This is a genomic window from Paenibacillus wynnii (genome assembly GCF_030812855.1).
GTDB lineage: Bacteria > Bacillota > Bacilli > Paenibacillales > Paenibacillaceae > Paenibacillus_AQ > Paenibacillus_AQ wynnii_A.
The window spans coordinates 483,828-507,226 of record NZ_JAUSTK010000001.1; the positions used below are offsets into that span (position 1 = coordinate 483,828).

The window sequence follows — 23,399 nt, forward strand, 5'->3', positions numbered from 1 at the left end:
GGTTTTTGTCTCACTCGTCTTGTATACAAGATTTACTTGATCATAAAATATAAAATATCGAGTTGTCAATGTATCTTTTTCGCGAATACTAAATATAACCTGTATTTCATATTTAAGTTGATGTATACTAGTTAAAAAAAAGATAATGGAGCAGGAGCAAAATGTCTACCAAAGAAGAAATCATGAATTCACTAAAGAATGAAATTCTTACCCTGGCGCTAAAGCCCGGCACAATACTGAGTGAGACCGTGTTGTCCGAACGTTTTCAAATCTCAAGAACCCCATTGCGTGATGTGCTGAAACAACTCAGTCTTGAATCCTATACTGATATTTATCCTAAAAAGGGAAATCTGGTTTCATATATAGATCTAGAGTCTGTTGAACAGATTATTTATTTGCGAAGTGTTTTGGAAAAAGAGATTATAAAGTATCTTTCCACCCATCTTTTACTCAAAGGTATGCATGAACTTAAGGAGATTTTGGACAAGCAGCAAGCGGTCATTCATCAAGAAGATGCTGCGGAACAATTCCTTTACCTGGATGATGAGTTTCACAAAACCTTGTTCAAACTTGCCGGGCGGGAATTCCTGTGGAATTTAATTCAGCAGTCCAATGTGCATTATGTAAGATATCGCAGGCTGCATATGCTCCGGAAGGAAAAACTCGAAGCCATTTACAAAGAACACCAAAGTATTCTCGAATATATGATGAACAAGAATACGGATAAAATCGATGACCTGATCCATCACCATCTGCGGGAAGATATTAATACGTTGTACTTGCAAGAGAATTTCTCTGAATATATCAAAGCTTAGTTTTCGTGTGAATCTCGCGCCACATAAAAAAGCAGCCTGCCGATGAAGTGACAAGCTGCTTTTTTTGTTATTTAAAAACTTCTACAGATTCCAGATACGGTACAAGATGACTGCCGCCTCCGCACGGGTGAGAGTATCGTTCGGTGCAATCTTGTTATTCTTACCAATCACGACTCCAGATTTGACAAGGAACAAAGCGCTGTCTCTGGCATAGTCGGAAATGTTCGCCGCGTCAGGATAAGCATCTAACGATCCGCTGCCTTTGACAGGCTTGCCGACTGCTGCTAGCGCGCGTACTGCCAGCACCATCATATCTTGCCGGGAGATATTACTGTTTGGTCTGTACGTATTATCTTCAAAGCCAGTGGCAATTCCCAGTTCCTTCGCGATGACCAGTTCATCATAATAATAATCGGTTGTTTGGACATCGCTGAACATAGTTTCATTTTTGCCTGTTCCTTTCAATTCAAGAGCTCTTACGAGAAGTGCAATGAAGTCTGCTCTCTTGATGGAATCTGCAGGAGAGAAGCTGTTTTCGGCCGTTCCTTTGATGACCTCGCGGGCTGCCATTGCGTCTATGGCTTGTTTTGCCCAAGGTACGTTTTGGAGATCTCCGAAGGTTCTCACACTTGAAGCAATCGCATAGGTGCTGAAGTGGGTCGTTTGGAATACAACACTTTTAGTTGCCGCTTCATATCGACCGTTCGGAATCGGTGTTGCGTTGCCTTTTCCATCCATGTACCAAATGACGATAAGATCCGGATTGCTAAGTTCTTCCGCAGTTGGTGTATAAGGAATTGCTACCGTTACAGACGCAGAAGGGTTGTTCCATTCAATGACCTTGTCGCCTGCTATTACATTCAGATCGATAACCGGACGGTTGCCAATCTGTTCGCGGGTAGCTGCATCCAAGTTGTCCGTGGAGGCTTTGTCTACGCGGATGGATACTTGCTCCGCATTTTCTGCCACGTTGGATAGCATGTTGCTTGGAATTTGAATTGTCGCATTTTCTGTCTTTATCCATAGCTCGAAGTTTTCTTTACCTTTCAAGCTTGGAGTCGGCAATTGAACCTCATAGCCTTTCGATGCTGCTTGCTTCGGCACTTCGATTACGATTTGTTTCTTACCGTTTGCTGCTGGAGTAGCTTGCTCAAGCGCTTTTTTCATATTGTCGTTGGAAATCGTACCTTTCGCACGCCCGTTGTCGGACTTTACTTCCAGCTTGATCGTAACAACGCCATCCTTATCAGTGCTAATCGGTGCCGGTGTTGCTAGTGTCAGAGTCGGTGGTTGTGTCGGTGTTGGTGTTGGTGTTGGTGTCGGTTCCGAACCCGTAGGTTTACCAGTGAGAGTAAGCACGCCGTAAACGGATGTATCCATATATGCAGTGCCAGTCGTATCATTCCATGCGGCAACGCTTTGACGGGCACCGTCTTTAGCGTCATTGATCTGAACATCAAAACCTATCTTAGTATCGTTAGCCGGAGTAACCGATTGAAGCGGAATCTTCACCTCAACCGTATAGTTGGTTCCGGAAATCTGGGTAGCCGATTCGAAGCCTGTTGCACTACTTGACGGTTCAAATGTGGTCTCGTTGTCAAAGTTAACTCTAAATTGTCCGTCATCCCCTTGATAGAACGTTGTTTTCGCATTGTTTTGGTCCACGAAGATTTCGACGGAATCCTGTTCATATGCGTTTACGCTGCTTTTGTTAAGCTGCACATCGTTAACCTGGATCAGAAGATAAAGATTTTCATCATCCCAGAGAGCTTTTGCTTCGCCGTTCGCGCCTTGCCAAGCCATTTGATAGCGATTAATCGACATTGCAGAAGCTTGATTCCAAACTGTATCAACAATCCCGTCTACTACAGGCGTAGCAAAATTAGCGGTTGACTGATTTGCATTTACAGTATCAGGCGTATGCTCTGCTATAAATTTATTGGGGTTGATTACACCATAGTAAGCTGGTTTGGCCTGCAGGTTACTATCAAATACCAATGGATTTTGAGAGGCCCTCCAGCTCGTACCGTCATTTAGTCCCCAGAATGTCACGCGTGAGATATTTGCTGCGTGAGCCTTGAAGATGTTCATCAGTTGCGCATATAAATAGCCCTGAGCGTTCGCTTGTTGCTCGGAAATCTGAGAATTGCTTCCGGCCGTAAGGTCAAGCTCGGATATGCTTACTTCTACGCCCAAGGAAATAAACTTCTCCAAGGACAGTTTTACATTCTCCGGGTTCGTGTTTAAATTGTAATGCGCCTGCATACCTACCCCGTCAATAAGGAGTTTGCCAGGGTGTGTCAGCGCATACCTATCATTGATTTCTTTGACCATGCTGTAAATGGCCTGAGCTTTATTTTGGTTATCTTCGTTATAATCGTTGTAATACAGCTTGATATTCCAATCGGAATGCGCGTCCAGCACTTCTCTTGCCGCCAAAAATGCCTGCTCTACATAATCTGTCCCGATGGCACTTTTCCAAGGGGCTTGACGCAGAGCTGCTTTCCAATCCGTTGGATTGGACGGGTTATCGTTCATCGCTTCGTTAACTACGTCCCAGGAAATCACATTGTCGCCGTAATGCTCCATGACCGTTTTGATATGGGTTCTTAAATTGTTGAGAGCTTCCTCCCGACCCAAGGGGATCGTATTGTTGTCAACATCTGTTGTAGTATTCAGCCACGTAGGTGTCTGCTGATGCCATACCAGCACATGCCCATGCAACTGAAGTCCTTCAGCCAGAATTTTATCAACAAGCACATCCTCCGAGGTAAAGTCAAAGATGCCTTCCGAAGAATACGCCTGATCCGGTTTCATTGCGTTTTCTGCTGTGACGGCATTGTGATGCATCTTGAGAAGATCAAGTCTAAGACCCTCCAGATCTGCCGCCGATACCGCGTTTCCAATCAAGAAATCGTTTTGATAAGCATCTTTGATCGGAGTTAAATCTTTCTGTACGGAGATCGTACCCGAGCCTGTTTGTTCAAAGCTGATATCATCGATATAGAAAGATGCGGTTGCATTAGAGCTTTCCACATAGATGGTCAAAAATTCGTCGCTTACAGTGGTATAACGGTAGGTTCCTTGTAACTGAACCCAATCATCGCTTATGCTGATTGTCTTTGAAGTAAGGGTATTATAACTTGCACTGGTATTACCAACCTGCGTGGAAAGACTGAGTTGTGAGCTTGCGGGCGAGATCATCTTGACCCAGAACGAAACTTTATATTCGTAGCCCTTATCAACATATTTCTCCACTCGCAATGCCGGCCCATGCCACGAATTGGTTCTACCCTCTACTTTCAAAGCGTATGCACCATCAACGGAATGATTTGCTTCATTGGAGGCGGTCAACGTTTCAGTACCTGCCCTGCCTGCAAAGTCGCCTGCCGTTTGATCCTCAAAAGTTACAGTGGTAAAAGGTAAAGCCGGGTCTCTAGATGGCTCTGGGGTTGGTGTTGGGGTTACCGTAGACCCCTTCTCTGTGATCAATACATCACCGATGTAGAACGGAACCGTTTTCCCAGTATCGTCCGATTGAACGCGCAGGGTCGTATCTTTGCTTGTATCCACGGTGAATTCTTTAGTCAAGGTGATTGCTTTGCCGGCTTCATAATTCACGTTCGCCAAAAGGCTATAGCTGCTTATGGTTTGAAGATAAGCTTGCGAGCCGCTAGGCACAGTCACATCAGCGTCAACATAAACGGATGCGGTCACCGTGTAGGTTTTTCCGTTTACCAGGCCCAAGTCGCTGAATTTGAAATCAACCGCGTCCCAGTTATTCGCTCTGTCGCTTACATATAAAGCTGCGCCGTCAGCATTGCCGGTAAAAACTTTACCGGTGATAGGTGCTAGGCTAGCACTGCCTGATTGCGTTGCTAAACCTTTGCCACTCGCAAAAGTTTCGTGATAAACTTCTTTATCCGTTACAGTTACTGCTTTTTTTGCCGTGATGAGGATATCCCCAATGTAGAACGGAACCGTTTTCCCAGTATCGTCCGATTGAACACGCAGGGTCGTATCTTTGCTTGTATCCACGGTGAATTCTTTAGTCAAGGTGATTGCTTTACCGGCTTCATAATTTACGTTCGCCAAAAGGCTATAGCTGCTTATAGTTTGAAGATAAGCTTGCGAGCCGCTAGGCACAGTCACATCAGCATCAACATAAACGGATGCGGTCACCGTGTAGGTTTTTCCGTTTTCCAACCCCATGTCGCTGAATTTGAAATCAGTCGCGTCCCAGTTATTCGCTCTGTTGCTTACATATAAAGCTGCGCCGTCAGCATTGCCGGCAAAAATTTTACCGGTGACTGGTGTAAGGCTAGCGCCACCCGCTTGGGTTGCCACGCCTTTGCCACTCGCAAAGCTTTCGTGATAAACCGTTACCGTATCTGATGGTACTGTCGTATCCGGTGCCGGTCCGCCAATCCAATTGGCAATTTCGGATAATGTTGTACCCATTTGTACGTAATAACGACCCATAGCATGGTCACTTTGATCCGGATAACCCACTTTGAAGGAGTACTTAATGCCGTTAGCTGCTGCTGCCGCTTGAACATCCGAATTGAAGTGGCCATAAGGGTAAGCCAAAAGAACAGGATCTTTGTTCGTAATTCCTTTAAGATAAGTATTGGCTTGGGCTAATTCGGCCGAAGCAGCTACCTGTGTCATGATGTTCCATGTATTATTAGCATGGTTAACCGTATGATTCTGGATACTAATATTCGGGTGGTTTGCCGCCAGATCTTGCAACTCAGCAAGCGACATGCTGTAGGTACCACCGATCCAGCCGGTAACAATAAATGCAACGGCGTTCATTCCGTATTGATTCAGTATCGGAAGAGCATTGGTAACAAAGTCGGGGGTTCCGTCATCGAATGTGAGTAGGATCGGTTTGGCAGGCGGTGTCGTGACACCGGCCTTGATGTTCACATATTGATCCGCAGTTAACGTCGTGTAACCGTTGTCATGAAGATATTTCATGGTGCTCCTGAATTTGTCCACGCTTGTATGTGTCCATTGATCCGTCGCAGTATCGACAATCCGGTGATACAAAATTACGGGAATATCCTGCGCTGCTGCTTTCGCAACCGGAGCAAACCAGCCTGACGGAATTAGCAAACCAGCTGCTAGTAAAATCGAAATGACTTGTTTGAACATTCTACTCATTTGTTGCTTTCCCCCTCGAGTAATTTTTGGAATTAATAAATTACCTACATTTTTAGCAGTAGAACACCATATGGATTATTTTTTCCTTACAGTTACCCACCCCCATTGCAACCGCTTACATCTATGTCCACACCATTTTACATCTCCGGCACTATCCGCTGTCATACTAATATTAAAGGTGTTACCCCCCATAACTATAGGAATAACCAATTCTGTATATTCAAATGACCCTGCTGCATAGGCATAGGAGTTCCCCCCCTTCTCGCGCTCATCTAGAATTTCGAGATTGCGATTAATAAAACCATTAACAAAGGGTAATCTAAACAAGATGTAACTTGCTTATGAAGACAACACGATAATAAAAGAAGGAGTGAGAATTGGTGAAAGTAGTGGTAACCGGTGCGGCAGGTAAAATCGGACGATGGGCCGTAAGAACAATCTTAGATGCCGGTCATGAAGTTATAGCTTCAGATAAAAAATTAAGAGAAGAATCTGCTTCGTTAAATTTCATTCAAGCTGAATTACGTGACTATGGTCAGGTCTGTCAACTATTGATGGGATGTGATGCCGTTGTCCATCTTGGGAATATCCCTTCCGATGTAAGGAATACACCCCAGGCTATATTTGAGAATAATATGATCGTAAATTTCAATATCCTTGAAGCTTGCAAAGACTTTAAAATTCCTAAACTTGTATGGGCATCAAGTGAAACTGTTTTGGGGTATCCTTTTGTACCGGAAGAGCTAAGTTATCTTCCTGTGGACGAAGAGCATCCAACTTTAGTTAAGTCATCCTATGCTATGGCAAAGCTGTTGACTGAACAACTGACAGGAATGTACCACAATCTTACTAAGCAACAGATCGTTACTCTTCGCTTTGCAAATATGTATGAGCCTGATGAATATGAAAAAATCCCCCCTATGCATTGGAATGATGAGGAAAGGGATATTCAAAAGAAAAATGCATGGGCTTATTGCGATGTCAGGGACGCTGCTAAGGCGTGTCTTCTCGCCATTGAGAAGAATGATCTAGGAAATCAAGTATTCCATATAACCGCTCCAGATACAATTATGCCCGATCTTAGTCACGATTTAGTAACTAGATTTTTTCCAAATGTAAACTTAAAGAGACCTGTACAAGAACATGAGACTTTAATGGCAATAGATAAAGCACGGAAAATCCTGGGTTATGAACCACGTCATACATGGCGTTCTGTTCTGAATCATGACGGCACAAAGAAGGCACTTCCTGAAGACCAACTTGCTTATACAAGCATATAAAAAATCATCCAAAAAAAATCAGCCCCGTTTCAGGGGCTGATTTAAGGATCTCATCAGATCTATATGTAAATCCCTAAAGATCTACACCATAGGAATTCATAACATTCATTCGTTAGGGTTCAGCTTCTTAAACACCTCATAACTCCGAGTCGCACATTCAGAAATCGGGATGGGATGGAATCCATTAATTTCTGCATAAAGGGTATCATTTAAAGGTGTAGTCCAGGAGCTAGGTATGGCTTCTGCTCCCAACATAGCCCCCATAATAGATCCGACTGTAGCACCGTTGCAATCCGTATCCCAGCCGCCTAGAACCGATGTTGTGATTGCTTTTTCGAAGTCACCTTGACCAAAGATCAGTGAAGCTGCTACCAAAGCCGCATTGTTGTTGGTATGAACCGGATTATAGTGTTTAAAGGCTTCCCAAATTCGATCAACCAACTCCACTTGATCCTTCGAGCTACGCGCAATCGCTACGGCTTCCCTAACATCCTTAGCCAATCGACTGGTAGCCGGAATTTCGCTTAAGCCGATTTCGACAATACGCTCCGGATTTCGTTCAGAAAATGCAGCAGCGATCATGGCTGCTACGAACATTTCTCCATATATGCCGTTCTTGACATGGGAGAAAGAAGCATCCCGCCAAGCCAGTTCAGCAGCTGTTTATCAACAAGCTCAGATCGTACCCGTTCGATGAGCTGTCTCAGCTCAATGGATAGGGATTCGGGATATGGGATTCGATTCTGGTAGAGTCCGTTACAGGCAGTCGGTCATGGTGATCTTATTCAAAATAACAACGACAATTGGTGGATGCTTCATCTTGGTTTCCGACAAAGTGGACAATGGTCTACTTATCATCACCTTGGCCGCGAAGTATTCCTTACACCAGTTACCTTTGGCGAGGACGGCTGGTTTACGGCAGGACATAAAGGTACCACACTAACGTGTTTTGAAACTGACCGTATCCCTAGTGATGTTGTTCAGAAGGAGAAAAGAAGCTACACCTTTGAAAACACGGAATGGGACAAGGACTGGTGCTATCTTCGTCAGCCTAATTCGAAAAATTATTTATTTGAGCAAAACAGACTAAAACTTAAAGGAACTGAAATCAGACTTGATCAACCGGATTCCCCGACATTCATCGGCATACGCCAAAAAGACTTCAACGCGGTAATCTCTTGCGATGTAAGCCTTACGAACGGAGAGGCCGGCATCACGCTCTATATGGATGAAGATCATCATTATGATTTAGCTATTCGTAAAGATGAGAGCGGATATAAGGTTATCGAGCGTCTTAACATCGGGGATATTAAATCCATCGAAAATGAAGTGGATCTAGTAAGTGACAATCATGCTGAACTGATTATACGGGCAAGTCATGACCGCTATACCTTCCTCATTCATACAGACGGCAAGGAAATCCTCTTAGGCACTGCTCAAACGAAATACCTTTCCTCCGAAATCGCCGGAGGATTTACAGGCGTAATTATCGGTTTATATGCTTATGGGGAAGGCTTCTCAGCTGAGTTTTCAAAATTTAAATGCGATTATTTTTAAAAACTCTCCATGAATGGTTTATAGTTATTCTTTTTCACAAAAAGGGGAGGACCTTCCGGGTCTTCCCCTTTTTGTGTCCTAACTCTGAAAATTCCCACGATGCAAAGCAAGGAATCCTGTCCTGTTTCTGCTATTTTATGACTTTATATTCAAGGTTTGATGATTAGCATCAACGATATAATCCTTATTGTAAGCGGATTAATTATTACTTTTGCCATTAAGTAAAGGTTAATCGTAAGGGAGGTGTTTACGCGGTTGAACTTGTTTATGTGGTTGTAAAATTTGTACAACACAGAGGAGGTTGATCGTCCGAGACACATAACTCCGGCTGATGCCGAGTTCTTTTGCGATATCCCGCTGGGTTCGCCCTTCCCCGCCTGTATCCAACCCAAACCGTCCAACCACTAGATCTACTGTGAGCAGCAGATCGTCCGCTCCTGAGCCCAAATATCTATCAATATTATTTCATTTCCTTCTTTATCCGTTCCAATGGGATCGTGCAGCGACTCGCCCTTCCAGGTCTTGTAGCTTGCTTTAGCAGATCATGGGCAAGGGAAAGCCACCCGACTTCGAGGGTTAATCTTCCATGCCCTGCTTTTTTCTTTGTGGTAATTTCCATACTTCACCACAGCTTGGAAGCGTTCTTCCTTCATCCGCATGTTACGATGTTAAAGCCATCTATATATCTTTATATCTACTCCCAAATCAGTGGGTAACGCTTCCCCTACGAATAAATCTTCATTCAGAAAGGACAATGCTTTGCTATTCGTAATCAATTTGGGATTAGTGCGGAACAATGTATCTTTCAATTTTTTCTGGACATCGCCGTTATTCTCGATGTAGATTTGGCAAACTTCCCCTGTATAATCCTTGCCCCGAAGCATATATCTTGCCGATAAGGTGTGCCGGTCACCATACTTCCCGATTACTTGCGTATCTACTCCTCCTTCAAGTACTTCTCCCTGAAAGTATTGTCCTGTCACATGTCCTGTAAAAGAAATCATGACAACTGAATCTCCATCGTTGCTCTGCAGTTCGATCGTTTTTTCAATTTTAACATGTACAGTAAACATTTCTTCCAATTCCATCTTCCTTCACCCCACGCTATACTTTAAAACGCTCATACGCACTAATACTATTCCAATGAATGCTGAAACGACGGCTGATTTATACAAGGCCGATTTAAGTTAGCAGATAAAAACTTTTCTGTAATGTCAAGCACCTGAGGATTCCACAAGCCTGGTCCATGATCTGCGCCTACAACCTTATAGAAGAAAACTCTCTGTCCATGCTGTTTCAAAGCTTTGTACATCTCTATACTCTGGTTTATATGTACAACTTGGTCATTGTCTCCATGCACGATAAGAAACGGCGGAAGCGCTTTATCCAAATCTTGATGAAGGGGACTCGCCTTCTTCGCTAATTCCAAATATTCCTTTACTTTTCCTCCAATAAATAAACCTTCCGGTGAATCAGCGGCATCATGATCCAGAACATCATTATATTTCCCTAAGGTAAGCAGATCTGAGATTCCGTAATAATCAATTACCGCACTAACTTCGTCCGTTTGTTCACTATAAAGACCGTTATCATATTCTCCTATGGTAAGACCGGTCATTAATGAAAGGTGTCCGCCAGATGAATCTCCCCAAACCGCGACTCGATTCGGATCAATCCCATATTCTATAGCATGTTTACGCATAAACCGGATCGCGCATTTGACGTCCTCTACAGCGGCTGGGAATCTTGAGATGTCGGTGTCCCTGATTTCAACGCTTGCTATCACATAACCTTTTGACGCTATATGGCTTAGATTTGGAATGGCCGCATAAAGATCTTGTTTTCTCCAAGCCGAACCTTGAACGAAAACGACTAATGGAAATTTGTATCCGGCACGATTCGGGATAATAATCTGAAGTCTTCTTTCCACGCCGCCATATTCCGCATAAACTACATCAGGCCGATAAGAGCAGGAATAATAGGTGCCTCCTTCGGAAAAATCACCAAAGATAATTTGTGTCCCTTCCGGGATTTCATTGGCTGCTGCTTTTTTGTCCAATTTATCTAACACTCCTTAAAAAGTAAGAATCAGGATCATTTCATTCCACAAAAATATTATTCATGTCAGAAGCTGAATCGCTGCGTTTTGGTATGACGAAAATTCAGTCTTCAACTAATACAGTCCTTCACTACCACGCCAACATACGTGCAGCATTACAGCATGCGCTCAAAACTGATCTAATCAACACTAATCCAGCAGATAAGATTGAACGCCCTAAAAACCACAACCAAAGAGGTGAGGTCGATGAAAACCCAGAAAACAGAAATTGAATCACTAATTGAAGCCATGCGAAGCACATTCAATCTTTCCTAAAGGAACATCCGCGACTAACATTTGTCTTTTTACCACCATATAGCACTAAATTAAATCTTGTCGAAGGCTTATAGATTTCAAAGAAACGTTTATTGTACAGCGGATATGGATTTGTTGAGGTGCAGGATATTGCTGGTTCAACAACACATTATTATAGAAGAAAAAAAGCTTGGCCTTCACAGTCGCTGCTCTGCAAGCCGCTGCCCGGCGGAATAGGGCTGACGTCAATACGCCAGCTCCTGCCAGTAGAATCTTATTGAACGGACAAATTGGGCGCCTTCCTGTTCATTCTTTACCGGGTGAACGTATAGGAGCATCCGGCTTCTCCGTTGAACGAAACGGAATCAAGTCCGGGACCTTCCAGCCGGCAAGGACCGGAAACCGTGCAAGTTACAACCGCTTCCGTAACAAGCCCCTCCGCCCAGACGAAATCGAGGGTATAGCCTCCCCTCGCCCGCAGGCCCTTGACACGCCCCTCGCTCCAGCTTTGCGGCAGCGCGGGCAGCAGCTTGATTCCCTCGGCGTGGCTTTGGAGCAGCATCTCGGCAATCCCCGCCGTTCCTCCAAAATTCCCATCAATCTGGAATGGAGGATGGTTGTCGAACAGGTTGGGCAGCGTAGAATGCTCCAATAGAGCGCGGACGTTCGCATAGGCCTTACCCTCATCCTTCAATCTGGCCCAAAAGTTAATGATCCAGGCCCGGCTCCAGCCGGTGTGGCCGCCGCCGCTCGCCAGTCTGCGTTCCAGCGCCGTCCGGGCGGCTTCAGCCAGTTCCGGCGTATGCTCCACGGTGAAGGCGTCGCCGGGGTACAGCGCAAATAGATGGGAGATGTGGCGATGCCCCGGCTCCACCTCTTCATAATCCTCCATCCATTCCTGAATCTGGCCGTATTTCCCGATTTGCGGCCTTGGCAGCCGCGCCAGAGCAGCGGCGAGTTCTTCGCGGAACGCCTTGTCCCTGCCGATAATCTCCCCACTGCGGATGCAGGCCCCAAACAGCGCTTCAATAATCTGAAAATCCATCGAAGCCCCGGCGCAGAGCACTCCTGACTCGCCGTTTGGCAGCTTATAGGTGTTCTCAGGGGAGACGGACGGGCAGGTTATCAGCCGGCCTTCGGCGTCTTCCACCAAATAATCAAGCAGGAATCTGGCCGCTTCCTTCATCGTCTCATACGCCTGCGCCAGAAAATAACGGTCCTGGCTGAACCGGTAATGCTCCCAGAGATGCAGGCACAGCCAGGCAGCGCCCAGCGGCCAGAAGGAAGCCGGCAGGTAGGTATCCTGCGGAGCTGTGTCTGCCCAGATATCCGTATTGTGATGCGCCGTGAACCCTCCGCAGCCGTACATAACCCTGGCCGTGACCCGCCCCGGCTCCCGCATCCGCTCGATCAAATCGAACAGCGGCTCATGGCATTCGGCCAAATTGCAGATTTCGGCAGGCCAGTAATTCATTTGCGCATTGATATTGATCGTGAATTTGCTGTCCCAGGCCGGGGTGAAGCTGTCATTCCAGATGCCCTGCAGATTTGCGGGCAAGGAGCCCGGGCGGCTGGAAGAGATAAGCAAATAGCGCCCATACTGGAAAAAGGTCGCTATCAGACCGTTGTCCTCCTCACCCTTCCGAAACCGCTTCAGCCGCTCATCGGTCGGCAGCACTCTCAGATGCGGGTTCTCCGGCAGCGTCAGCTCCACCCGCCCATACAGTCCACGGTAATCCGCGATATGCCGGGCCAGCAGCTCTTCATAGGGAACCTGGCTCAGCTCTTCCAGCCGTCTTTTGGCATAAAGCTCCGGATCGGGATGACGGAACGTGGTTCCTGCGGCAAGCAGCAGCGTAACCGAGCTTGCCCCATCCACAAGCAAATACTCGCCGACGGTGCGGCAGATGCCGTCTTCCGTGACTGCCTTCAAGACAGCGGCAAAGGAGCTGCCCCCATGGCCGCCGCAATCTCCGCTCATCGCCAGTCCGCTGTTCTGCCATTTCTCTGTTTTCTCCAGGTATCTCCAGTTGTGGCGGTTAAATCTCGCCTTCAGGGAAACCCCGTTCTTATAGTCGGAGGAAATTCGGAGGACAATGGCCTGATCCGGGCAGCTTGCGAATATCTCGCGGGTATACCAGACCTCACCGATCCGATAGCTGATGCGGGAGACGCCGCGCTCCAAATCAAGCTCTCTACTATAGTCCTCGGCAGGCTGCCGGTGGCCGCCAAACGATAGCAGCAATTCGCCCAGCGGCAGATAATGCCGCTGCGCTTCAGGCAGTCCCGCCATCGACATCGCTGCCAGCTCCTCTGCCTCCCGCAGCCTTCCCTCCAGAATCAGACTGCGGAGCTCGGGTAAATGAGGCAGGGCGTCTTCGTTGTTGCGGTCGCGCTGACCGCCGTACCATACGGAATCCTCATTGAGCTGCAGCTTCTCCTCGGCCGTACCGCCAAAAATCATGGCTCCGAGCCGACCGTTCCCAATCGGCAAAGCCTCGTTCCATTCCCGCGCCGGTCGGTTGTACCATAACCGCCGCTTGTGATCCATGCTTGTCATGATTGCTACGCTCCTTCAATCTGCCTAATATGAACATACCCATAATGGCGTCGTGATTAGTCCAGCTCCACCAGCGCCTTGTTGACCTTGGATTCGGGCTTGAGCCAGTTCTCGAACTGACCGATCATGTCCTTGAATGCACTGCGGTGGGAAATGTAGCTATTAATACAAGTCTCGGGTCCGATTCGTCGGACATTAAGAATAAACGAAGCCAGATCTCCGATTATGTTAAAAACACCTCATGGAAAATGATATTCTCCAAGGACCAAGCAGAATTCGATAAGCTTTGGACCAAGCTGAAGACCGATGCAGTAGGTCTCGGTTGGAATAATGTTCTTGCCGTGGGTACGGAAAGAGCTCAAAAAATCGTTAAAATGCGTGCTGATCCAGTCGCCAGTAAATAAATTATTGTTAGGGGGCGTCCTAAAAGTAGATCTTTTTACGAAAAGATAACCTTTCTTCCTTTAAAGCTACAAAAAAACTAAAAACAGAGCACGTTTCCGGCTATTGGAGACGTGCTCTGTTTGGTTTTCCATCCCGATCTGTACGTTATATCCGGGTTTGAGAGGTTCTTGTTGCGTTTTTTAAAGATTGTAGAACCGGTTCCCGCTTAAACAGCGGAGAGGACGGGCTGATTGTGGGAAAGCAGCAGGTATCCTTTGAGCGGTGAGCTAAAAAATGAGCTTGGAGAACTGATATAAACCGTTCTTCCAGACTGGCCAATCATGGTCGCCGTTTTCCTCCACCCAGATATGCGGCACGGAATGCTGTGACAAATAGGCTTCCGTCCGGTCGCTGACATTCTTGAGACTGTCCAGATCACCGCACGATAGCCAGAGTAGACTGAGCAATTCTGCGGTCTTCTGCGGTTCCGGGACCAACAGCTCGGGCAGCTTCGTATTGGGAGCCGGGGAGAACGCCCCGATCCAGGCGAATCGTTCTAGATTGTTCAGACCGATATTCAGGGATTGCCCTCCGCCCATGGATAATCCGGCAATAGCGCGGTGCATCCGGTCTGTCAGGACCGAATAATTAGCTTCGATATAAGGGATAAGATCATGGAGCAAATCCGCTTCGAATGTTTCGAACGCCTGTACCTTGTCCGGAGCAAAAATATCTTCTTCCGCCCGGTCGTTCAGCATCGCCCGGCCATTGGGAAGAACGACAATCATGGGCTTCAGCATTTGATCGGCATACAGATTATCCAGGATGATCTGGGGCTTGCCGTGATTGAACCACTCTGTCTCATCTCCGCCAATCCCGTGCAGCAGATACAGGACGCTATATTCCCGTCCGTCGGAATAGCCTGGCGGCGTATATACCATTGCCTTCCTGATGTTGCCTACCGTTGTGGAAGGATATTCTACGGTGCGGATCATTCCCCGGGCAATGCCTTCCCTCTCCACGTCATATCCGGCCGGTGCCGTCTGCATCGTATAATTCTGATTGCCCTCGTTCATTGCCGCTCATTCCTCTCTTTATACATGGATAAATTGCTGTTTGAAATATTGCTCAACCAGAAATTGCATCAACTCACCCGGAGGCAAGGATATAATTCCGATCTTCGTTTTATTGTGGTATCATTAACAAATGACCTTTCTTCATTATTGATAATTTCTAATGACCAGAAACTCGTATTTCAGTGATATACAATGATGTATCCTGTCCATTAATTGATGTATCCGAAGAAAGGAGAAGCTGATGCCCAAGATTCACTATGTCGAATTCGACGCTACTCATCCTGACGATTTTGTGTACAGCATACCCGATGGCTTGAATGCCTGGCTTCTGGTGCTCACACAAACTCCGGCGTTGTTTGAAGTTAACGGAGAACTGAAGGAGTTTCCGGCCCACTCTGTTGTTCTATATCCGCCTAAGCACAACATTTATTACCGTGCCTGTTCCAAAAATTACATTAATGACTGGGTCCGTTTTGATGCGGACGAATCCTACATCACTGAAAACACTTTGCCTGTTGGTATTCCATTCTCGCTACCGGATCCCGGCTATTGCCATCAGTTGTTTCAATTGTTGACTCTGGAGAACACTTTTCAGAATGACTACCGGGAGCTTTCCATCGACTATCTGTTTAGAATTTTCTTCAATAAGCTGTGCGAAGCGTCCCAAGACAAGCTGAGCCCGCAATATTATAATCTTCTGAACTTGCGCAAGGCTCTTTACAATAACCCTGGCCATCCTTGGACCGTTTCGTTAATGGCAGAGTATCTGCACATAAGCGCAGGTTATCTGCAAACCATATATAAATCAACCTTCGGTATTTCCTGCATGGAGGATGTCATTCATTGCCGGATTCGGCTGGCCAAAGAAAAGCTTGGTTTCGGTCCGCATAAAATTGCCGAGGTCGCAGCGCTTTGCGGATATGCAAATGTAGAGCATTTCTGCAGACAGTTTCGGCAGCTTACTGGCTACTCCCCCCGGTCCTACCGGGAAAAACTTGCCTCCAAAGAACAAAAAGTCCAGGCAGACATATAGGCTAAACTATGAATGTATTTTTTATAAACAACGCCAAGGGCGGTCACAACGTGGGCGCCCTTGGCGTTATAATCTGTAGCATGGTCAAGCTCATACATCTACAAGCCTTGTTCTAATTCCGCCTATTATAATGGAAATAATCGAAATCGGCGTAACCGCCGGACTGTTTGGTCGCATAATTGAACAATCCAATTCTGTACCCCATAAAATGATCCAGCGAGTAATTCATCTGCAGCGTCCGGCCGATCGGAATCCAAGCTGTCCCGTCATCCGAATAGAAGAACTGTGCCTGGTCAAGGCTTTCCTTAAAATTAAAATCAATTTTGAGAAAAACCCGTTCACTGGTGAACACAACACTTTCCAAAGTCTCCTCGCAGCCGTCGCAGCCGTTAACACACATATCGATGCTGAACTGTCCTTGCTCCCCGGCTGCGATCCTTACAGTGCCAAACCCATTCTGCAGCGCCGCCATTCCTGCCCGGTCGCCGGGCTTCATTCCTGAGGTCTCCAGCACTGTCACCGCGCTGCAGACCGGTCCTTCAGTACGTTGCGTCAGCGTATTGCGTGCCATTAGGATGCTGTCTGCTGATTGACCAGTGCGGAGCCGCAGATGACCCGGCCGCTCTGTGACAGACCAAAGCCCGTTGTCAGGATTATGGTTCCACTGCCAGTTCAGAGCCAGCCGATTGGTCTCATAGTCGAACTCATCGCTGATTACAAGCGGCTTCGGTTCCGCAACAGGAAGCTTTGTCTCAAAAACTTGAGGTCCTGAACCGTTATCCCCGATGATCGGCCAATCGTTCTCCCAACTCACAGGAAGCACGCAGGGAATCCGCCCGACAGCATCATGATCTTGGAACAGCACAGCATACCAATCATGATCCGGGGTATCGACAATTCCGCCTTGCGCCACACCGTTATTATGGTAGCCCAGATCATCGTCCAGAATAATTTTCCGTTCATAGGGACCTAGAAGCTCACACGAACGGTAGCATATTTGACGTCTTCGCTTATTTCCAGTTCTCGGCCATTCAATAAAGAACAAATAGTAATAACCTTTCAGCTTGTATGCATGACAGCCTTCGATCCGCAGACCCATGTCTGTCCGCTCGCCTTCGAGCAGCAGTTGATCAGTTCCACCCGGCTTCACAGCCGTAAGATCTTCCGTCAGCTCCTTAATACGGATATCACCATTACCGTAGATCACATAATTGCGGCCATCATCATCCAGCAGCAAACCAGGGTCATGGTGAAGCCCCGATATCACCGAACGCTCCCATATTCCATGTTCAATATCCTCTGTGCGGTAGATATATAACCGGTCCATGTCATTGGAAGAAAAACAAACGTAGAATACCCCGTCCTTGTATCGGAGGGATGCCGCCCAAGATCCTTTACCGTAAATCCCTTTTCCGTCCAGCAGCCGATGGGCATCGTTATCCTCAATGGTATCAAATACATAACTTACAATTTCCCAGTCTTTCAAGTTAACCGATTTCATAATCGGACAGCCCGGCATCGAATGCATACTCGTACTGACCATGTAGAATATAGGGCCAACCCGGATTACGTCAATATCCGGAACATCTGCCCACATTATTGGATTGGTAATGGTAGCAGTATTCACGGTATTGCCCTCCTTAGGATGAATTCCTCTACTCAATAAACTGCCATGATACAAACTTAAACAACTCGGTCTCAGGTTTACCTTTAAACACTAGATATAGGTCGTGGATCCCTTTCGCTCCTCTAACTTCTGTCTTTAACTCCATCTGTTTATCCGGCCCATTCGCGGCGGGAACCGGCAGTTCGCCAATTAATAGACCTGATGGTTCATCCAGATGCAGTTCAATGGTCCCACCACCCTCAAGGCTTATGACAGAAGCACTGAATGCCGCGGCACCTTTACTGAAATCGACTCCTGATAACCCGATCCAGTCGCCATTCTCAATTTCCGTTACTCTTCGTGCTCCCAATACTTCCTCTGTTTCCGTAGTTACGCCTGCGCTCCAGCCTATTGTTGCCGCTTGTACGCGTTGATACGGGCTTAAATATTTGATTTGCTGCACACCTTTATAATCTGCTTCAATATCCTGAATGGAACCATCGTCGTTATGGAAAAGGCGATTGAGATGCGTCGAACGGTAGCCGTTCGCAATCCCCTGTGCTTTGGACAAGGTTTGTGCGTGATAGGCGATGTACCATACCTCATGAAATTCGAAAATCGCATGATGGTTATTGCCTGACACTCCGAAAAAATGCCCTGGATTCTTTAATATCGTCTCATGATATGTCCAGGGACCCATCGGTTTGTCGCTCGTCATATACGCAATCTCTCCCGCAGGAGGACTGCCCTCCGGACGTTCCCCATCATAGAAATTTGAGCAGTAGGTATAATAATATACGCCTTCCCGCTTATGTATCCCGGCATCCTCGAACATGAACGGGGCGGGAATAACCTCAGCAGTACCCACTACGCTGGTCATGTCATCTCCAAGCTTCATCACTCGTGCTGTACCTGGCTCCGCGTATTCTCCTTCCGGTACTCCGCCTCCGAAATAGATGTAACCCTTCCCGTCATCATCCACCAGAACCGCCGGGTCAAAAAGCCAGGTGACGTCCTCAACTCCCGGAGTCGAACGCAGAATGAGCGCTTCACCTATAGGGTCAATCCACGGTCCCACCGGACTGTCACTGGACAGAACGCCAATGCCGCTGGCATTATTGGCGAAATACAGAAAGAATTTATCCTTGCCGTCGATTACCTTATGGATTGCTGCAGGCGCCCATGATTGGGTAGCCCATTTGGCCGCCCCCTCCGGCCCTGCAACTGCAATTTCTCCATGATCAGTCCAGTTGACTAGATCGCTGGACGAAATTACCGCAATTTTATTAATACTGCCGTAAGTGTTTTCTTTTACCACGCCATTTTCGTCGTACTCCAGCGCGTCATTGGTCATATACAGATAGACCCGGTCTTCGAATACCAGGGCATACGGATCGGCCCCATATCTATTCGCAACCACCGGATTACCATTAGGTGTAACCTTTCCGATTGCCTGATTCAATTGAAATGTCATAGGATCTCCTCCATTCGGATTATTCCAAATTAAATGAAGCCAGACTGGCACCGCCATTGCCGGTATACGTAAAATACAGTGCTTGTACACCGTCCGGAATAGCCAGATCAGTAGAGTATTCCTTCCAGACATTCGTGAAACCTACCGGTATTCGTCCGAGAGCCGGTCCGTTCCACGACGTTTTTACTTCAAAGCTGCCTTGGCAATATCCACGCACCTTGATTTTGATTTTGGTGATTCCCTCACACGCAAAATATTTAAAACCGGCAGTTGCCGAATCCGTCATATTGGCAATATAGCCGATTTCCTCGTCGCCATCCCTGCCGTCCTGGGTAATCTTCGGAAATCGGCTGTCCATCCATGCTCCGATACGGCCGAAGCCTCCGGTGTACATTTCCTTGTCTTTGCAGAACAAATGGCAGGCCAGGTATGCGGGATATTCCCCCCTGCCCTCGAGCGGCCCTCCGTTTGGACCGCAGGAAGTAATCTCCACTTGGGGAATAGTGCCATCCTCGCGAAAATTGATTCTCTCGATACAGCCCTGCCGGCAGAACGCGGTCCCGTTGGTGTGCCGATGATAAAAAACATACCACTCCCCGTTGATTTCAACGATACTGCCGTGGTTATTTCCGCCATAATACATCGGTTGGTCTGCCGGCTTGTACGTATCAATATGAAGATCGCAATTGCTGACAATGACTCCCTGGTATGTGAAATCTCTGGTCGGATGCTGACTGGTCGCATAACACAGTTCATGCATGGATATCGAGGAATAGATAAGGTAATAGGTATCTCCCTTTTTACGGATGGAAGGAGCCTCAAAGAACTCATATCCTTCGAATCCGCTCCCCTTACTGTAAGGCTGGCTCGTCGCAACAAATACAGGCTCTTCGACAATCGTGAGCATATCCGGGCCAAGCACCGTTGCCATTGCGCCATGTCTAGATTGGTCGCCAAACGAGCAGAATCCGGTGTACAAGTAGGTATTCTCTCCTACGGTTAGCACGCCTGGATCAAACTGCGGCTCGTCGCCTTCCCTCTCCCCCAAACGTGTTCCATCGGCATATCTTACATAGCCGTAGAACTCAAACTTGCCGCTCGGCTTGTCGCAAACAGCCACCGATACGACGGGAACCTTGTCAAGCACATAGTAGAGATAATACCGCCCGTCCATTCCCACGGTGACATCGGGAGCATACAGACACATGCTTCCTTCAGGATTAAGCGGATCATCTGTAGTCCGGTAGATTACACCCTCATACCGCCAATCGGCCAGATTATCCTCCGGCGCCGACCAGCAGACATAGTCGTTCAAGCAAAAAGCGTGTCCGTTAAAACGGTCATGCGAGCCATACACATACACTCTGCCCTCAAAAACATTCGGCTCGCCGTCGGGGATATATTCCCAAGACGGGAGATACGGATTTAATCCTTGTTTTTTCGCCATCGCTATTTCATCCCTCTTTTTTTTGCTTCACGGTTTGTCCCTTTCAGTATAGTGAAGCGGCTTGACCAAAGTCCATGATATATAGACACTTAACATTGATCTATTCTTAGATTATATCTATTCATAAATACTAAAAAGAAATCGCAGTTTTATATAACGGAAGCGCTTTTAACTGCTTTGCTTATCAGCCCGGTATTCCTGCGGGGTTATCCCAGTCCATTTTTTAAAAAATCGGGTGAACGATTGCGGCGTCACATATCCGATTAATGAACCGACTTCCGCTACCTTCAGTTCCTCTCTTTTCAGCAGTTCCTTAGCCTGGCGAATTCGTATTTCTTCAATATACTCTGACAGATTGATGCCCCGTTCCTGCTTGAACAGACGGGACAAATAGGAGGGATTAAAATGGATAACACCCGCCAATCGGACAAGCGATAGATCTTGGGTGATATTTTCTTGAATATATGAGCACACCTTGTCGATTGCGCTGGCCGCTCTCTTTTGCTCCCCTCCTCCAAATGTGCGGTCATCGTTTCGGATTTGTCGCGCAAAGACCGGTCACTAACGGAGTCAGGCATTATGGCCTCCGTCGGAAGCACTTTTTGCACCATCCGGTTTCCGTCACCGACTCGGTAATGCTGTAATTGTCTTGCCTTGTCGTAAAAAAAGGGAAGCGAGCCCAGGCAGACTCTTCTACGCTCAGCGTAACGGCAACCATTATATTCAGTGATTCTAGACATGCTTGCTGAATCAGCTCAAACGTTCCTTCCAGAAACATGACCATTTGTTCAAAGGCGTCCGTCTTCTCCGCGTATCTTTGCCAGTCGGGCTGTATTAGCCAGATTAGATCGCTGTATCGGTCGATTACTCCGAGGCTGACCGTCCTCTCCTTCAGCAACTTTTCCGACAGATACTTAACCGCGAGAGCCGTCTCCTGGCGGTCGGCATACGATTGGGAGGATTCCGGATAAGACAAACTGCCGAGTGCAATCAAAACGGGCATAGACGCATCCAGCGGTATGCGCAATTGCTTGAAATCCTCCTGTACATCCTGCTCGAATCTGACACTGTGTACAAGATGGCGGAAATAGTCTCCTTGGGCCAATGTCTCAAGCGTATCCAGATGCTCTTTCGATTGGCGGATTAAATTGTTCACCCGCATAGTGTCATCCAATTCCTTCAAAGCCCGCTCTACGGCCTCAATCAGCTTCGGATACCCTTCGTTTTTAAGCACATATTGAACGCCCGGAGCTTGAATCGCCTGATAGACATAATTAAAGTCACTGTGTCCCGTCAGAAAAACCATTTTACACTGCGGCCAGTTCCGGCGAATGTGTTCCATCAGCTCCAGCCCATCCATTCCGGGCATACATATATCGGACAAGACAATATCCACTCTCGTACGGCCCAGCAGGTTCAGCGCTTCTTGACCGGAGTACGCTTTATAAAGATCCAGGTTGAGGTTCATTTTGCCAAAAATAACTGCCAGGCCATCCGTGATAATTTCTTCATCGTCAACGATATTTTCATTTGAACAGCACTTATATCAGCCGCCGGTTCAAGAAACATACAGGGTTAACGCTCCGTTCATATATCGTAGACCGCCGCATCGCACTCGCCAAATCCTATCTCTGCGAAGGGCTCAGCATTACCGAAGCCTGCTATCAATCCGGTTTCAGCGACTATGCGAACTTTATCCGCAGTTTCACCAAGACCGTGGGAATATCACCCGGCAGGTTCGCCAAAAAAAACGCAAGCCTTCCACAGTAGAAGGCTTGCGTTATAAAGATGGATTGATCGCTTATCATTCAGTCCAGCACCGCTGCTCCGCCGCTTTGAATCGCCTGCTCTATCATCATCCCCAGATAGGTGTCTTGAGAAGCTTTTTGTTCATCTTATATAGTGAAAATATTGTATGAAAGAGTCAATTTCATAATTCAATTTGCTAAATATTAAGACTTAGCCAAAATCTGAGGTCATTTTTTTAATTTAGGCCACTTGCTGGGATTTGCTCAACTGCTTGTTCAACTTGTCCAGTGCAAACTTACTGAGATTGTAGGCCAACGTACTGAGCTGGAAATCAACACTTGCCCGGACGCCGCGGTGACGCGTACGTTTCATGCCAAAATACTCTTTGAGGTATGCAAAAACACGCTCAACAGCTGTTCGCTTTTTGTACAGCTGCGTAAAGCTCTCACTGCCTCTTGCGGGATAGGTGTGCTTACGCAAATCCCTTTTTATGCGGATTTTAAAAACCTTTTGGCAACCGGAACCGGAAAGTGGACAGTCTTTGCACTCGCTAGGCTGGGTATACCGCAGGGTTTCGTACTTGGCATCAAAACTGTCGTAACGGTAGGCATGCCCCTGTGAGCACACGGGATTGTAGTCTTGGTTCATTCCCTTGGGCGGATCTTTGTGGTGAATCATTGGAATCGTAGGGTAGGCGCCTAACGAATGAATCAACTGGTAGATGGCCGCGCTGTCGTACCCTTTGTCTCCCAAGATATGCTTTATTTTCAGCGCAGGAAACTTCAGGAGCAGGCCTTTGAAAAGGACAACGGCCATGCGCTGGTCGTTCAGATTCGCCGAACTCCATACGCCGCTCAGAATATATTGCCTGTCCGTATCGACCAGTACATTTGCCT

The 23,399-nt window shown here is 47.0% G+C and carries 17 protein-coding genes and 3 pseudogenes; 7 read left to right on the plus strand and 13 right to left on the minus strand.

Going from position 1 to position 23,399, the window contains the following annotated elements; translation table 11 throughout:
* Positions 1–161 precede the first annotated feature (161 nt).
* Positions 162–815, plus strand: coding sequence for a GntR family transcriptional regulator (locus tag J2T20_RS01985; protein WP_307585040.1), 654 nt, complete (start codon positions 162–164; stop codon positions 813–815).
* Between the two features lie 81 nt (positions 816–896).
* On the opposite strand, the gene J2T20_RS01990 is transcribed toward J2T20_RS01985, so the two are convergent.
* Positions 897–5,984: an endo-1,4-beta-xylanase gene (locus J2T20_RS01990; RefSeq protein WP_307585042.1), complete on the minus strand. Its 5,088-nt coding sequence runs from the start codon at positions 5,982–5,984 to the stop codon at positions 897–899.
* A 380-nt stretch (positions 5,985–6,364) separates the two neighbouring features.
* On the opposite strand from J2T20_RS01990, the gene J2T20_RS01995 reads away from it, so the two are divergent.
* Positions 6,365–7,264: an NAD-dependent epimerase/dehydratase family protein gene (locus J2T20_RS01995; RefSeq protein WP_307585044.1), complete on the plus strand. Its 900-nt coding sequence runs from the start codon at positions 6,365–6,367 to the stop codon at positions 7,262–7,264.
* A gap of 105 nt (positions 7,265–7,369) precedes the next feature.
* On the opposite strand, the pseudogene J2T20_RS02000 reads toward J2T20_RS01995, so the two are convergent.
* Positions 7,370–7,924: pseudogene (locus J2T20_RS02000) on the minus strand (ADP-ribosylglycohydrolase family protein); the annotation flags it as partial.
* A gap of 105 nt (positions 7,925–8,029) precedes the next feature.
* On the opposite strand from J2T20_RS02000, the pseudogene J2T20_RS02005 reads away from it, so the two are divergent.
* Together J2T20_RS02005 and J2T20_RS02010 are read left to right on the plus strand one after the other, a co-directional pair.
* Positions 8,030–8,167 (plus strand): annotated as a pseudogene (locus tag J2T20_RS02005) (hypothetical protein); the annotation flags it as partial.
* 60 nt (positions 8,168–8,227) lie between these two features.
* Complete coding sequence (locus J2T20_RS02010; RefSeq protein ID WP_307585114.1) at positions 8,228–8,821, plus strand: hypothetical protein; 594 nt, start codon at positions 8,228–8,230, stop codon at positions 8,819–8,821.
* A gap of 228 nt (positions 8,822–9,049) precedes the next feature.
* On the opposite strand, the pseudogene J2T20_RS02015 reads toward J2T20_RS02010, so the two are convergent.
* The 4 genes and pseudogenes from J2T20_RS02015 to J2T20_RS02030 form a co-directional block, all read right to left on the minus strand.
* Positions 9,050–9,345 (minus strand): annotated as a pseudogene (locus J2T20_RS02015) (MarR family transcriptional regulator); the annotation flags it as partial.
* Between the two features lie 144 nt (positions 9,346–9,489).
* Entirely contained in the window at positions 9,490–9,909 is a 420-nt protein-coding gene (locus tag J2T20_RS02020; protein WP_307585046.1) for a DUF3237 domain-containing protein, read from the minus strand.
* A gap of 47 nt (positions 9,910–9,956) precedes the next feature.
* Positions 9,957–10,880: an alpha/beta hydrolase gene (locus J2T20_RS02025; protein WP_307585048.1), complete on the minus strand. Its 924-nt coding sequence runs from the start codon at positions 10,878–10,880 to the stop codon at positions 9,957–9,959.
* A gap of 607 nt (positions 10,881–11,487) precedes the next feature.
* Positions 11,488–13,734: a glycoside hydrolase family 95 protein gene (locus tag J2T20_RS02030; protein ID WP_307585050.1), complete on the minus strand. Its 2,247-nt coding sequence runs from the start codon at positions 13,732–13,734 to the stop codon at positions 11,488–11,490.
* 146 nt (positions 13,735–13,880) lie between these two features.
* Here J2T20_RS02030 and J2T20_RS02035 point away from each other — a divergent pair, with 146 nt between their 5' ends.
* A complete protein-coding gene (locus J2T20_RS02035; protein WP_307585052.1) occupies positions 13,881–14,138 on the plus strand; it encodes a hypothetical protein in 258 nt (85 codons plus the stop codon).
* 267 nt (positions 14,139–14,405) lie between these two features.
* Here J2T20_RS02035 and J2T20_RS02040 read toward each other — a convergent pair whose 3' ends face one another.
* Positions 14,406–15,194 (minus strand): alpha/beta hydrolase, encoded by a 789-nt coding sequence (locus J2T20_RS02040; protein ID WP_307585054.1) that lies wholly within the window; start codon positions 15,192–15,194, stop codon positions 14,406–14,408.
* A 241-nt stretch (positions 15,195–15,435) separates the two neighbouring features.
* On the opposite strand from J2T20_RS02040, the gene J2T20_RS02045 reads away from it, so the two are divergent.
* Positions 15,436–16,227, plus strand: a complete 792-nt coding sequence (locus tag J2T20_RS02045) for a helix-turn-helix transcriptional regulator (RefSeq protein ID WP_307585056.1) — start codon at positions 15,436–15,438, stop codon at positions 16,225–16,227.
* Between the two features lie 112 nt (positions 16,228–16,339).
* Here the strand turns inward: J2T20_RS02045 and J2T20_RS02050 are convergent, their stop codons facing one another.
* From J2T20_RS02050 to J2T20_RS02065, 5 genes are all read right to left on the minus strand, one after another.
* Positions 16,340–17,854, minus strand: coding sequence for a glycoside hydrolase family 43 protein (locus J2T20_RS02050; protein ID WP_307585058.1), 1,515 nt, complete (start codon positions 17,852–17,854; stop codon positions 16,340–16,342).
* A gap of 28 nt (positions 17,855–17,882) precedes the next feature.
* Complete coding sequence (locus tag J2T20_RS02055; protein ID WP_307585060.1) at positions 17,883–19,307, minus strand: glycoside hydrolase family 43 protein; 1,425 nt, start codon at positions 19,305–19,307, stop codon at positions 17,883–17,885.
* A gap of 19 nt (positions 19,308–19,326) precedes the next feature.
* A complete protein-coding gene (locus J2T20_RS02060) occupies positions 19,327–20,754 on the minus strand; it encodes a family 43 glycosylhydrolase (RefSeq protein ID WP_307585063.1) in 1,428 nt (475 codons plus the stop codon).
* 168 nt (positions 20,755–20,922) lie between these two features.
* Positions 20,923–21,228 (minus strand): helix-turn-helix transcriptional regulator, encoded by a 306-nt coding sequence (locus J2T20_RS25690; RefSeq protein WP_373457739.1) that lies wholly within the window; start codon positions 21,226–21,228, stop codon positions 20,923–20,925.
* A gap of 103 nt (positions 21,229–21,331) precedes the next feature.
* Positions 21,332–22,222 (minus strand): response regulator, encoded by an 891-nt coding sequence (locus tag J2T20_RS02065; RefSeq protein WP_373457740.1) that lies wholly within the window; start codon positions 22,220–22,222, stop codon positions 21,332–21,334.
* Between the two features lie 62 nt (positions 22,223–22,284).
* Between J2T20_RS02065 and J2T20_RS02070 the strand changes: the two genes are divergently transcribed.
* Entirely contained in the window at positions 22,285–22,524 is a 240-nt protein-coding gene (locus tag J2T20_RS02070; RefSeq protein ID WP_307585065.1) for a helix-turn-helix domain-containing protein, read from the plus strand.
* Between the two features lie 219 nt (positions 22,525–22,743).
* On the opposite strand, the gene J2T20_RS02075 is transcribed toward J2T20_RS02070, so the two are convergent.
* A partial coding sequence (locus J2T20_RS02075) for a transposase (RefSeq protein WP_307585067.1) occupies positions 22,744–23,399 on the minus strand: 656 nt, incomplete at its 5' end.